The following is a 12355-nucleotide window of genomic DNA, read 5'->3' as shown; positions in this document are numbered from 1 at the left end:
CTTTTTGTTTTTGTTATTCTTTCACGGCGCCGGCCGTCAGGCCGGCGACGATGTAGCGCTGAAGGAAGACATAGACGAACAGCACGGGCAGGATGCCCACCAGGCTGGCGGCCATGAGTTCGTTCCAGACCACCGACTGGCGTCCGAAAAACTGGAACAGGCCGACCGGAAGCGGGTTCAATTCGTTCACCGAGTTGAAGGTCAGCGCGTAGATGAATTGCTGTGCATAGGCTGTGATGAAGGCCGTGATGGTGACCACCATGATGCCGGGAAGCGCGACCGGGATGATCACCCGCCACAAGGTGTAGAGCCTGCCCGCGCCGTCGACCCAGGCGGCCTCCTCGAGTTCTTTCGGAATGCGCACCAGGTAGGAGCGCAGCAACCAGATGCCGGTCGGGATCACGAAGGCGGTTCCCGGTGCGATCATCGCGAAGTAGGTGTTCAGCAGACCGTATTGCTGCATCAGCTTGAACAGCGGAATGATCAGGACGGCTCCGGAAAACATGTTCACCGCGATGAAAACACCCAGCAGCGAGTTGCGCGCGGGAAACTCGAACCGGGCAAAGGCATAGGCCGCCGGTATGATGCAGATCAGGCCCAGAACGGTGACCACCGTCGCGATGAAGAACGAGTTGAACATGTACATCCACAGCAGCGGCACGTTCTCCCACATGGTGAAATAGGCATTGAAACTCATGTCGTCGGTGATGAAGCGGTAGGGTATTGAGAACAGGCGGCTGAGCGGGCGCAGCGAGACCACGAAGGCTTCCACGAACGGCGCCAGCACGAAAGTCAGGAACACCGCGACGCCGGAATAGATCAGCACATATTCGTACCAGCGATACTTATGCAGCATTGTTCGGGCTCCTTCTGGCAAGGCGCGACAGCAGCAGGAAATAGACCAGAGTGAAGGACCCGAGGAACAGCACGATCATGACCGTGCGGGCGGCGCCTTCGCCGTATTTGAACCGGCTTATCGCTGTCTTGTAGGTGTCGATGATCATCGTGGTGGTTGCCCCGCGCGGGCCGCCTTCGGTGAGGATCCAGATGATGTCGAAGGAATTGAATGTCGCGATCGCCGACAACAGGGCCATGGTCGCGATCGAGGGGGTGATCAGCGGCAACGTGATCCGGCGGAACCGGTACAACCGGGAGGCCCCGTCGACCCAGGCGGCCTCGTAGAGGTCCTTTGAAATCGACTGCATCGAGGCCAGCAGGTAAAGCGTCACCATCGGCACGCCGATCCACACATCGGTGACGATGGTCGCCATGAAGGCGGAGTTCTTGTACGCGAGAAATTCGAACGGCGCATCCAGGATGCCGATCCGCTGCGCCACGCCGGAAATCATGCCGAACTGGCCGTTGTACATCCAGCCCCAGATGAAAACGCCAATGGCGATCGGGATCACCCAGGGCGGCATCACCAGGATCCGGAACAGGGTCCGGCCCGGCACCATGGCGTTCAGCAGAACGGCCCCGAACGTTCCGATCATCATCTTCAGGGCGACCGAGAGGCTCATCCAGTAGAAGGTTCGCGCGATCACTTCCGGGAATCGGCGGGACATGATCTTTTCGTAGTTGGCGAGACCGACATAGTCGAATTTCGGGCTCATGCTGGTGTTGGTGAAGGAAAGCCGAAAGGTTTCGAACAACGGATAGGCGACGATGGCAAACATGACGAGGCTTGCCGGCACCAGCAGGAGGTAAGGGAAGTAGTCTTGCTTTTTCGCCGTGTGTGCCATGAGACCCTCTAAGCCAGACCGAAGCTGTCGAATTGCTGCCAGGTGTCCGCGAGATCCAGAACCGCGCGCGCCTGGCGCGCCTCGTCCAGCTTGATCGCGGTGAGCCCGGCTTCGAGTGCATCCAGCACTCCGACGGGCAGGTCGCCGCCATTTTCGAAATAGTGGACCAGATCCCTGGCCATGGCCTCGTCGGCGCCGTAATGCCCGTCGCGGGTCGCGTCGACGACTTGTGGCCGGTCGACCAGGCAGGCCGAGGTCAGCGCATCGTGGACCTTGTAGTAGTTGCGGATGAAATCGCCTTCCGCCATGCCCTTCGTGCCCATCACCGCGAAACGGCGAAATTCGTCGGGCACATACATGTTGGTGTGAAAACACAGGTTGGCGCCGTCTTCATATTCGATCAGCGCGGTCTGGTAATCGATGATGTCGCCGTCGGAATCGAAATCGGCATTGGCGCCGCCCCAACGCGGCGTGAACGGATCGACCCGGCCGCTGATGTCCGGCACCGGGAAACTGTGGTCCTGATCGGGCCGGTTTTCCGGCACAAAGCTCTTGCGGCCACCGAAACTGGAAACAAACCGTGGCCGGCAACCGGTGACACCCTGGTAAAGGTCCAGGTCGTGGCAGCATTTTTCCAGCATGAAACCGCCGGAATTCTTCGAATGGCGCCGCCAGTCGCGCATGAAGAAGGAGCCGTGATAGGGGCCGATATGTTCGGCCGCCTCGATCGAGACGACCTTGCCGATCTGACCGGTCTCAAGGCTTTTCTGAAGTGCGGTGTAGAGAGGCGAATACCGCAGCACGAGGCCAACGAGGATTCGCCTGGCGCCGCCATGCTCTTTCATCAGGGACAACAGCTCGAAGGTTTCCGCCTCGGTGATGACGATCGGTTTTTCGCAAAAGATATGTTTCACATCCGAGCGCAGCGCCGTTTTCAGATGTTCCAGATGCAGAAAATTGGGGGACCCGATCATCAGGAGATCAAGGTTCTCCACCCGCAGCATGTCCGACAGGTCGTCATGGGCGGTGAGGGAATTTCCGCTTCGCGCCTCGACATGTTTCAGGCCCGCGGGGGCGGGGTCGACATAGGCACATGGGTCGATCTTCGCGGAAACATCCTGCAAACAGTTGCTGACATTGGCGATCCTGGCGCCCAGGCCGACGTAACCGGTCTTCATGCGGCTGCCTCTTCAAAACGGTTCATGGTAAGGCGAAGGGCCCTGACGAGATTGCCATCTGTCTGTCTGATGCCGGCTTCCGGAACAAAGCCGAGACGCGCTTCCGGCAAATCGGGTGTGCGGGCCTTGATCCGGACGGAACAGGAGGCGTGCAATTCGCTGACAGACGCCTGCTTCAGCAGACGACCGGCGTTTTCGGCCGTGACACCGGAACCGGCCATGATCGACAGCCGGCCGGCGGCCAGATCAACGGCATGCGCCAGTTGTTCCAGGCCGCATGCCGCGCTGTGTGCCTGGCCAGACGTCAGGACACGTTCAAACCCGAGAGTGATGGCGGTTTCTATCGCAAGGTCGAAATCGGCGACCGTATCGATGGCCCGGTGAAGGGTGGCCGGCAACTCAGCCTGTGACAGGGCATCGGCCAGAAAGTCCCGGTCCAGGCGCGCATGACCGTCGACCGCGCCGATGACGATGCCCTTGAGCCCCGCCCGTTTCACCGCCGCGATGTCTTGCAGCATGAGGCCTTTTTCGGCGTCCGAAAAGCGAAAGTCACCGGCCCTTGGCCGGATCATCGCGTAGACGGGCAGGGGCAGGACGGCTGCGGCTGTCATCAGACCGAAGGAGGGGGTCAGGCCGCCTTCCGAAAGTGCCGCGCACAATTCGATCCGGTCGGCCCCGTTTTCGGCGGCTGTCCTGGCGCCTTCAATCGTGTCGACGCAGATTTCTAGAGGGACGCGGCTCATGCGGGCGCCTCGCCATAGGCGGTCCGGGCGATGATGCCGGCGCCCATGAGGCCACCGTTTTCGGCAAATCGTCCCTTGATGACGAGGGGATCGGCGTAATCGGCCAGCACCAGCGCCCTGGTTTTCCTGTCGATCAGGTCGAGCAGTTCCGCTTCCCCTGAAAGACCGCCGCTGACCGGAACAACATGCGGGCCGAGTGTGTTGACGACTACCGAGAGGGCGCGGGAGAGCAGCGTCGTGTACGCCTCTATGGTTCGGAGCGCCACCGGGTCGCCCTCATGCCACGCACCGGTGATCTGCCTGCTTGAACGGGCAAGACCATGAAGCGAGAGGTGGATTTTCTCCATGCCCCGGGCGGAGCAGACCGCGTCGATGCAGCCGGTCTGGCCGCAGCCGCAGGGAAAATGCCCCAGCCCGCTGAATTGCCCCCCGGCCGTCGGGTCCATCACGGGACCGTGGCCCCACTCGCCGGCGATCCCGCCATAGCCCTTGACCAGCCCGCCGTTGACAGCGATGCCGCCGCCGACACCTGATCCCAGAATGATACCAAAGACGACAGGTTTGCCGCGTCCGCTTCCCGCGGCGGCTTCCGCCAGGGCAAAGGCGTCGGCATCGTTGGTGATCAGCACCGTCCGGCCAAGCGCCGCTTCCAGATCTTTAAGGACGTTGCGTTTGTGGAGACACGGGATATTGGCGACATCGGCGATGCCGGTGCGCTCGTCAAAGGCGCCGGCCAGCGAGATTGAAACCGGATCCGAGCCGGTGTCGCAACGGTTTTTGATCGCGTCGACAAAGGACAACCAGTCCGTGCCGGGTGTTTCCACGCGGCCGCTTTCAACAACGCTGCCATCAGTCTGGAGGAGACCGTGACGGACGAATGAGCCTCCAATGTCGAAACAGGTGATCATTGACTGATCAGGCGCCTCTGGTTTTGTATTTTGCCAATTATTAATACCAATATGCAACCAATTAACGGGTTCGTAAACCTTAAAAGTAATTGGCATGGTTTTTTTAGGGAATTGGACGCGAGGTCACCGGGCGCAGGGGGATCTGGCCGCAGGGCGGGTTTGGCGGCAATACGCTGTCGCAAGCTTGACGGAATGACCGGTTTCGGGCGCGCGCTCATCGATGTGAACGCCGGCAATTTGAAAAATCGGGATGTTAGAGAAACGGTCTCAGATTGCCGTCATTGGCGCTCAACAGCTGTGCGGCGCCTTCCGCGTCCAGGTCTTCCAGGATCATCAGCGCGGCGATCTTGACCCTGCCGTCAGCCAGCGCGAGTTTTTCTTCCGCCGTCCCTGCGGCACAGCCGGTCAGGTCCTGCAGGATCCGCTGCGCGCGCTGGCGCAACTTGTCATTGTCGGCAACCAGATTGACCATGTGGCCACGAACGGCGTGGCCCAGTCTGAGTGCGACAAGGGTCGAGATCATGTTGAGCGCCGCTTTCTGCGCGCTGGCCGCGCCAAGCCGGGTGGAGCCGGCAACGATCTCCGGGGGCGTGTTCAGGAACACCGGGTTGTCGGCGATCCTGAGCAGAGGGGTATCCGGGTTGTTGGCAAGCGCGATGGTTATGGTCCCCGACTGTCTGGCTGCGCGGAAAGTGCCCAGTGTGAAAGGGGTTGTGCCGCTTGCCGACACGCCGATGAGGATGTCGCCTGCGCCCAGTCCGGAGGCCTGAAAGTCCCGGTAACCGGTTTCCTCGTTGTCCTCGTGGCTGCCGGCAAGATGCAGCAGGTTTTCCGCGCCCCCGGCGAAAAGCATGCGCAGGCGTTCGGGTGGAAATCCGAATGTGCCCGGCAGCTCAAGACAGTCCGCGAGCGCTGTCAGGCCCGCGCTGCCCGCGCCCGCGTAACCGATCTTCTGGCCGGCTTGAGCGGCTTTGCGAAGGGCAGCCGCCGCGCGGGCGATCTGCGGTATGGCGGCTTCCGTCGCCGTCAGCGCATCCCTTTGCCGTTGCAGCAGCAGAGCAAGGATCTCCTCATCCGGCCTTGTTGAAAGGCCGATGGAAAGCGGGTCCCGGTCTTCTGTCGTCGGCAGTTTCATGGTGTCGGGTACTTGAGTGCAAGGTGGCGCTGTTATGAGTGTCGTGCCCGCACGGGCCTTTGAAACTCCTTCCGGTGCCCGGACGCCCGAACGGGAAGGGATGAGACCTTTTACCACTTGATTTTCGGTATCGATAGAGTTTAAATTGGTATCTGAAAGGTATTATTTTCATTTCCCGAGGCGTCTCGTTTCATGACCGAATTTATCTCGATGCTGGAAGATGGCGATTGGCGTGTGAATGCCAGCGGGCCGCGCTATCTTCAGTTGCGTCGGCGGATCCAGAAGGCGATCGACGAGGGGGTCCTCGGCGAAAACGAGCCTCTGCCCTCCGAGCGGGAAATCGCGGCGCTTACGGATCTGTCGCGTGTCACTGTCAGGAAAGCGGTCGCCGGCCTGGTCGAGGACCGGGTCGTCGTCCAGAAACGCGGCAGTGGTTCCTTCGTTGCACCCAGGGTCCACAAGGTCGAGCAGCGCCTGTCCGGCCTGACGTCGTTCAGCGAAGACATGGCGCGCAGGGGACTGACGGCAAGCAGCGAATGGCTGCGGCGCGGCCTGTTCCCCGCTTCGCCCGAGGAAATGTTCACGCTCGGGCTGACCTCCGGCTGCCGTGTCGCCCGCGTCGATCGGTTGCGCAAGGCCGACGGCACGCCCATGGCGATCGAGCGGGCTTCGTTGTCCGAAACCGTTCTGCCGCATCCCGAAGAGGTCACCCGTTCGCTCTATTCGGTCCTGCGCGCGTCCGGGATGCAGCCGGTGCGCGCGATCCAACGGATTTCCGCGCGCAATCTTGACCCCGTCGATGCGGAAATTCTCGGAGTTCCGGCGGGCTCGGCCGGTCTGAAGATCGAGCGCGTCTCTTATCTCGCCAACGGAAATGTCGTTGAATTCACCCGGTCGGTCTATCGGGGCGATGCCTATGACTTCATCGCAGAGTTGCAAATACCGGAAGAACAGACCTGATGGACACCACCGCGAAACCGGACACTCAGACGCACATGCGGCGGGAAATCGAGGAGATCCCAGAGGCCGCCGCCCGGTTGCTGAACGGGGCGTCTGCGCGGATCGGGGACATCGCGAAACAGGCCGGCACACCGGTCTTTCTGGCCAGCGTGGCGCGGGGGTCTTCCGATCACGCCGCGGCCTTTCTGAAATACGCCGCCGAAATTCATCTCGGTGTGGCAATGGCCTCGCTCGGTCCCTCGGTCTCGTCCGTTTACAAGGGCCAGGTCAACCTGAGCCAGGCGCTGGTCATCGCGATTTCCCAGTCCGGAGCCAGCCCGGACATCCTGTCCGTTGTTGAAAGTGCTAAGGAGCAGGGCGCCGTCACGATCGGGCTGACCAACACCGCCGGAAGCGAGCTGGCACGGCTGTCGACCGCGTCTGTCGATATTCACGCCGGACCGGAGCGCAGCGTCGCGGCGACCAAATCCTTCGTCAATTCCGTGCTTGCCGGCCTTCTTCTGCTGGCGGAGATGGCCGGTGACGAGGCCTTGCTGGAGGCACTCAGGCAGGTGCCCGGGCAGTTGGAAAAGGCGATCTCCATGGACTGGCGGGCCCTTGCCGAACCGCTGGAAAAGCGGGGCTCTCTCTATGTGATCGGGCGCGGTCCAGGTCTGGCGATTGCCCACGAGGCAGCGCTCAAGTTCAAGGAAACCTGCAGGATCCATGCGGAAGCCTATTCATCCGCCGAGGTGATGCACGGACCCGTGTCGATTGTCGAGGATGGCTATCCGATCCTGGCACTGGGTGTCAGGGATGCGGCGGAAGTGGGTCTGGCGGACGCTGCCGACCGCATGGCGGGCCAGGGCGGCAGGGTCTTTGCCACCACCGCCAGGGTCACGCGCGCTGAAAAACTGGCCTTTGTCAGTACAACACATCCCTTGACGGACGCGCTTGTCCAGATCGTCTCCTTCTACGCCTTTATCGAATGGTTCGCGCGCCGGCGCGGGTTCAACCCGGATCTGCCCAGGCATCTGAAGAAGGTGACGCAGACGGTATGACCGGTCCGACAGCGTATCTGTCCCGCCGGATCTTCGACGGCGGGAAAATTGTCCCGGACGCGGCGCTTCTGGTCAAGGGCGATGTCGTCGCGGGCGTGATCCCGCAGAACGACATTCCTTCGGATGCGCACAGGATCGATCTCGGCGACCGGCTGGTCACCCCCGGCCTGGTCGATCTGCAGGTCAACGGCGGCGGTGGCCTGATGCTTGGCGAGGTGGAAACCGCCGGCGATATTGCCCGGATCTGCGCGGCCCATGCCCGTCTCGGCACAACGGCCCTGACGCCGACACTCATCACCGATACGCCGGAGACTACCCGCAAGGTGGTGGACCTCGCGATCGAGTCCTGGTCGAGCGGCGTCAAGGGCTTTCATGGCCTGCATCTGGAAGGCCCGCATCTCTTCGCGGGCCGCAAGGGCGCCCATGACGCGGATCTGATCCGGCCGATGACCGAGGCGGACCTGGCGCTCTACGAACACGCGGCCAGCCACCTGCCGAGCCTGATCATCACGGTCGCGCCCGAAACGGTGACGCCCGAGCAGATTACCAGACTGTCGGCCGCCGGAATTCACGTCAGCCTGGGCCACAGCGATGCGTCCTACGAGACCTGCCGCCGGGCGGTGGAGGCGGGTGCTTCTCTGGTGACGCATCTGTTCAATGCGATGAGCCCGCTTCGGCACCGCGAACCCGGCCTTGTCGGCGCGGCGCTGGATCTTGGCGGCTTGAGTGTCGGTCTGATTGCCGACGGGATACACGTCGACCCGGCCGCCATCAGGATCGCGCTCCGGGCGAAGGCCGGTCCGGGCCGGATCTTCCTGGTGACCGATGCCATGTCGCAGACAGGCACCGATGTCAGCTCGTTTTTTCTGGGCGGACGTGAGATTTTCCGCCGCAACGGCACATTGACCCTTGCCGACGGCACGCTTGCCGGCGCGGATGTCGATCTGCCCGCCTCCCTGAAATTCCTCACCGGGCCCCTGGACCTTCCTCTTGAGACCGCATTGGCCATGGCAACAAGCGGCCCGGCGTCGGTTCTCGGCCGCCCGCTCGGCAGGCTGGTCCGGGGCTGTCCGGCGGATTTTGCGGCATTCGGAGAGGGATTTTCAGTGGAGGGCGTCTGGATCGGCGGAGAGCGTCAAGCGCCCGGCTGAGATTTGACGTGCACCTGTTGATCGGAAGAAATCCAGGGGCGCCGGACAGCTTCACAGGCGTCCGCGCGCAGGCCTGGGGGCCCTGATGGGCGCCGTTTGCAACTGGAATGGTAATCGTCCCCAAAAACCATTGGGTTGAAGATTGGACTTCTCCAGCCTTTGATGCGTTTGGAGAACCAGATGAAGAAATCAAGATTTACAGAGAGCCAGATCCTGGCGATTTTGAAGCTATGATGAGGATTAGAAAATGATCCAGTGAATCATTTTCCCGAAGAATGAGAGCGGTGTGTCGGTTGCTGACCTTTGCCGGGAGCACGGGATCAGCAACGCGACGTACTACAACTGGCGATCCAAGTACGGCGGTAAGGATGCGCCCTTGTTGGCGGAAATGAAGGCCATGGCCGAGGAGAACCGCCGTCTGAAAAAGATGTATGCCGAGATGGCGATGCAGAACGAACTGCAGAAGGATGCTCTGGGAAAAAAGCCTTGAGGCCGTCTCAACGCAAGGGGATGGCCATCAGTGCAGTCCGGTTGCGTGGCGTGAGCATTGCTCTTGCCTGCCGCACGTTCCTGATCAGCGAAAGCTGCTATCGCAATGAGCGCAAACTCAGCAACGAGAACGCAGAGATCGCGGACTGGCGGGTCCGGCTGACGACGGCTCACCGAACCTGGGGTTTCGGCCTGTGCTTCCTTTATCTGCGCAATTTCAAAGGCTTCGCATGGAACCACAAGCGGGTCCGGCGGATCTATCGTTCGCTCGAACTGAACCTGCGCATCAAGCCGAAAAAGCGCTTGGTTCGGGAAAAACCGGAACCGTTGGCTGTTCCCGATGCTCGACTTCAAAAGCATCAGCTCAGCTAAAGCAACCCTAACGGGCATCTAAGTCGCGCACATGATCCGCAATGGGCAGATTGGATCCTCTGCATGCGGGTTCCTTCAATTTCCAGAGCTCGCTGGATAACTCCGCCCAATCAGAGCGACAGCTTTGAAAAGCGTAAAAGTTTGCGACAAAAACCTTCCTTTGTGCTGGTCCGATCCGTGTCTCAACCGATATGACCGCGGCTTGTCTACGAAGGCCATCGTCAGTTTTTCGTTGAACAATCGGCTAGGGTTCGGACAAAGGTCTCGGCAATCGCCAGAACGGCTGCGTGAATTGGTCCCGCGGTAAGGCTGGGCAGAACCGAGGCGTCCACCACATAAAGGTTATCGATAGATCGAAGTCGCAGATCCGGACCGACAACGGCAGTGTCGTCATTGCCCATCCTGCAAGTGCCGCACGGGTGGTGATGCGTGATGACCGCTTTCGCTATAAAATCGTCGATCTCGGCCCTGGTTTTGAGGGTGCCAGGATAAAGTTCGCGATCGCGCCACCCGGCAAGCTCCTGCGTATGTCCGATTGTCCGCGCGGCCTCGAGAGCCTGGCGAAACATGTCTCGGTCATAGTCTGTTTGCAGGTAGGCTGGATCGATGCTCAGACGATCGCCGGTCTCTGGTCCGGTAATGCGAAGGCTGCCTCGGCTCGTGGGATGGGTCACCCCGAACAGCAGAGAGTAGGCCGTGCCGGTTTCCGGCTGCGGAAAGCACTCGGATACGATCGGCGCCACGCCGCAACCGACGACGATATCGGGCTGTCCCGTCCCGGTGAAGTCGCCGGCTCTCATATACGCCATCGACTCCGAATGCTGGAGGCGAGAAGGCGGAAGTGGCTTGCGCGTGGAATAGACATTGCCCGCGCCCAGCAGGTGATCCTGGAGATTCCGGCCGATATCGGGCATGTCGACAAGGCATTTGACGCCTGCGGCATTGAGAACCTCGGACGGCCCGATGCCGGAGCGCATCAGCAGAGCAGGGCTTTCCAGCGAGCCGGCACACAAGAAGACCTGGTCGGCGGAGATACGTGTCAGGCCATCCCTGCCGACGACCTCGAGGTGGCGCACCCGATTGGCTCCCTGGACGAAACGTCGGGCGAGGGCGCCGGTCAGAATCCTCAGGTTGCCGCGGGCACGAACCTCCGGTGTCAGCCATGCATCTGCAACCGTCACCCGTCTTCCGTCGCGGATGTTCAGCGAGTTCGGCGTCACGCCGATCATCTCACCGTCATTATGACCATTGAGGCGGGGCAGGCCGAGGGCGCTGCCGGCAGCGATGAAGGCATTGGTAAGCGGGCTGATGTCCGCATCCGTCCTGTGGACAGGCAAGGGGCCACCCTTGTGACCCGGGGTTTCTCGGTCTTCATTTGCTTCGAAGGCGGGCAACAAACCCTTCCAGCTCCATCGGGAACTCCCCGTCGCCTCGGCCCAGGGCGCAAAATCTTCGGGATGTCCGCGCATGTAGCCCATCGCGTGCAGGCAGCTCGATCCACCGACAAGACGGCCGCGTGCCCAGGAATGGATCCTGCCGGCTGTGCCCGCCTGCGGCTCCGTCATATAGTCCCAATCGTAGCTGCGGCCCTGAAGCGCCGGCCAGGCCGCCGGATTCCAGATGTCGGGATCTGTTGCTTCATCGCCGGCTTCAATCAAAAGTACGCTTCGGGTCGGATCCTCGCTCAGACGCGCGGCCAGCAGCACCCCGGCCGAACCGCCTCCGATGACAAGCGCGTCCGCGTTCATGTCGCTTGCTAATAAAACCTCAGTCATCAAGATCCCCCTTTTACGGCTGCCGTGTCAGACCCTTGGAGACCGCGGCGTTTCAAGCCGGCGCTGCGATGCACCCTCTGAAACACGCCGAAATCGATATGTCATGATGGGCTCAACGACCTGAATGCAGGGAGTGGCGGGGCGGTGCCTAGTTACCGCACTCCATAGATTTTTTCGCTGCCGCCATCGCCTTGAGCACGTGTTTTCGTGCGGCCTTCCGGGCAGCTTTTTCGTCACCTGCGGCGATAGAATTGTAGATCTCCCTCATCTCCGCCAGACTGCTTAGCGCCCGGCCTTTCAGTGACATCGATCGTGATCTGAAGAGGCTGATCCTCGCAACAAGGCCCCGATGGATCTCCTCAAGAATTGGGTTTCCGCAATTGGCGAGGATGATGGAGTAGAAGTCGGCTGCCGTCGTCACCCGTGCCAGGGCATCGTTGCTGGAGGCGGCGGCTTCGAACGCGGAAAGTGCTTTTTCGAGCGCCTGAAGCTCCAGCTGCGAGATCGTCTGAGAGCAGCGGCCGACAGCTTCGACTTCCAGAAGTTCCCGGGCCTCGTAGATGGCGGTTACCTGCTCCCATGAAAGAGCGGGAATAAAGGGGCCCTTGTTCGGCACGATATCGATGAGGCGTTCGGCCGCGAGGCTGCGCAAGGCTTCGCGGAGGGACGGTCGGCTGATGCCGAGCTGAACGCACAACTGACTTTCAACCAGCCGGCTGCCGGGTTCGAAAACCCCGGAGAAGATAGCAAGCCTCAACTTGTCGACCGTCGCCTGCTGCACGGTGCGCGGCAATACTCTCAAATTCAGGTCTGGCAGCATTGTTTTGATCTCGTACATCCGGAGTGAGCGCAACCAGAAGGA

The 12355-nt window shown here is 61.2% G+C and carries 11 protein-coding genes and 1 pseudogene; 4 read left to right on the top strand and 8 right to left on the bottom strand.

The window, feature by feature from the left end; genetic code table 11:
• Positions 1 to 13: 13 nt before the first annotated feature.
• The 6 genes from AC0VX3_RS16080 to AC0VX3_RS16055 form a co-directional block, all read right to left on the bottom strand.
• A complete protein-coding gene (locus AC0VX3_RS16080; RefSeq protein WP_342894899.1) occupies positions 14 to 856 on the bottom strand; it encodes a carbohydrate ABC transporter permease in 843 nt (280 codons plus the stop codon).
• On the bottom strand, positions 846 to 1742 hold the full coding sequence (locus tag AC0VX3_RS16075) for a carbohydrate ABC transporter permease (RefSeq protein WP_475521353.1): 897 nt from the start codon (positions 1740 to 1742) through the stop codon (positions 846 to 848). Before AC0VX3_RS16075 ends, AC0VX3_RS16080 begins: the two co-directional genes overlap by 11 nt.
• Before the next feature lie 8 nt (positions 1743 to 1750).
• Complete coding sequence (locus AC0VX3_RS16070) at positions 1751 to 2920, bottom strand: Gfo/Idh/MocA family protein (protein WP_475521352.1); 1170 nt, start codon at positions 2918 to 2920, stop codon at positions 1751 to 1753.
• Positions 2917 to 3663, bottom strand: coding sequence for a copper homeostasis protein CutC (locus tag AC0VX3_RS16065; RefSeq protein WP_475521351.1), 747 nt, complete (start codon positions 3661 to 3663; stop codon positions 2917 to 2919). Before AC0VX3_RS16065 ends, AC0VX3_RS16070 begins: the two co-directional genes overlap by 4 nt.
• A complete protein-coding gene (locus AC0VX3_RS16060; protein WP_475521350.1) occupies positions 3660 to 4571 on the bottom strand; it encodes an ROK family protein in 912 nt (303 codons plus the stop codon). Before AC0VX3_RS16060 ends, AC0VX3_RS16065 begins: the two co-directional genes overlap by 4 nt.
• Positions 4572 to 4824: 253 nt before the next feature.
• Positions 4825 to 5706: an N-acetylmuramic acid 6-phosphate etherase gene (locus AC0VX3_RS16055; protein WP_475521349.1), complete on the bottom strand. Its 882-nt coding sequence runs from the start codon at positions 5704 to 5706 to the stop codon at positions 4825 to 4827.
• Positions 5707 to 5898: 192 nt separating this feature from the next.
• Between AC0VX3_RS16055 and AC0VX3_RS16050 the strand changes: the two genes are divergently transcribed.
• From AC0VX3_RS16050 to AC0VX3_RS16035, 4 genes and pseudogenes are all read left to right on the top strand, one after another.
• Entirely contained in the window at positions 5899 to 6666 is a 768-nt protein-coding gene (locus AC0VX3_RS16050; protein ID WP_475521348.1) for a GntR family transcriptional regulator, read from the top strand.
• Positions 6666 to 7706, top strand: coding sequence for an SIS domain-containing protein (locus AC0VX3_RS16045; protein WP_475521347.1), 1041 nt, complete (start codon positions 6666 to 6668; stop codon positions 7704 to 7706). Before AC0VX3_RS16050 ends, AC0VX3_RS16045 begins: the two co-directional genes overlap by 1 nt.
• Positions 7703 to 8857 (top strand): N-acetylglucosamine-6-phosphate deacetylase, encoded by a 1155-nt coding sequence (nagA, locus tag AC0VX3_RS16040; RefSeq protein WP_475521346.1) that lies wholly within the window; start codon positions 7703 to 7705, stop codon positions 8855 to 8857. Before AC0VX3_RS16045 ends, nagA begins: the two co-directional genes overlap by 4 nt.
• 259 nt (positions 8858 to 9116) lie before the next feature.
• Positions 9117 to 9688, top strand: a pseudogene (locus AC0VX3_RS16035) (transposase); the annotation flags it as partial.
• Between the two features lie 251 nt (positions 9689 to 9939).
• On the opposite strand, the gene AC0VX3_RS16030 reads toward AC0VX3_RS16035, so the two are convergent.
• Positions 9940 to 11493, bottom strand: coding sequence for a GMC family oxidoreductase (locus tag AC0VX3_RS16030; protein ID WP_475521345.1), 1554 nt, complete (start codon positions 11491 to 11493; stop codon positions 9940 to 9942).
• A gap of 148 nt (positions 11494 to 11641) precedes the next feature.
• Entirely contained in the window at positions 11642 to 12313 is a 672-nt protein-coding gene (locus tag AC0VX3_RS16025) for a GntR family transcriptional regulator (RefSeq protein ID WP_475521344.1), read from the bottom strand.
• Positions 12314 to 12355: the final 42 nt, after the last annotated feature.

The organism is Roseibium sp. QJM3NY_11 (genome assembly GCF_056173175.1).
The sequence above is the reverse complement of the archived record's forward strand: the minus strand, read 5'-3'. Positions and strand labels throughout refer to the sequence as shown.

What these genes read in the sequence shown, in the direction of transcription:
- AC0VX3_RS16080 (WP_342894899.1), bottom strand. Translation starts at nt 856, where the DNA reads ATGCTGCATAAGTATCGCTGGTACGAATATGTGCTGATCTATTCCGGC.
- AC0VX3_RS16075 (WP_475521353.1), bottom strand. Translation starts at nt 1,742, where the DNA reads ATGGCACACACGGCGAAAAAGCAAGACTACTTCCCTTACCTCCTGCTG.
- AC0VX3_RS16070 (WP_475521352.1), bottom strand. Translation starts at nt 2,920, where the DNA reads ATGAAGACCGGTTACGTCGGCCTGGGCGCCAGGATCGCCAATGTCAGC.
- AC0VX3_RS16065 (WP_475521351.1), bottom strand. Translation starts at nt 3,663, where the DNA reads ATGAGCCGCGTCCCTCTAGAAATCTGCGTCGACACGATTGAAGGCGCC.
- AC0VX3_RS16060 (WP_475521350.1), bottom strand. Translation starts at nt 4,571, where the DNA reads ATGATCACCTGTTTCGACATTGGAGGCTCATTCGTCCGTCACGGTCTC.
- AC0VX3_RS16055 (WP_475521349.1), bottom strand. Translation starts at nt 5,706, where the DNA reads ATGAAACTGCCGACGACAGAAGACCGGGACCCGCTTTCCATCGGCCTT.
- AC0VX3_RS16050 (WP_475521348.1), top strand. Translation starts at nt 5,899, where the DNA reads ATGACCGAATTTATCTCGATGCTGGAAGATGGCGATTGGCGTGTGAAT.
- AC0VX3_RS16045 (WP_475521347.1), top strand. Translation starts at nt 6,666, where the DNA reads ATGGACACCACCGCGAAACCGGACACTCAGACGCACATGCGGCGGGAA.
- nagA (WP_475521346.1), top strand. Translation starts at nt 7,703, where the DNA reads ATGACCGGTCCGACAGCGTATCTGTCCCGCCGGATCTTCGACGGCGGG.
- AC0VX3_RS16030 (WP_475521345.1), bottom strand. Translation starts at nt 11,493, where the DNA reads ATGACTGAGGTTTTATTAGCAAGCGACATGAACGCGGACGCGCTTGTC.
- AC0VX3_RS16025 (WP_475521344.1), bottom strand. Translation starts at nt 12,313, where the DNA reads ATGCTGCCAGACCTGAATTTGAGAGTATTGCCGCGCACCGTGCAGCAG.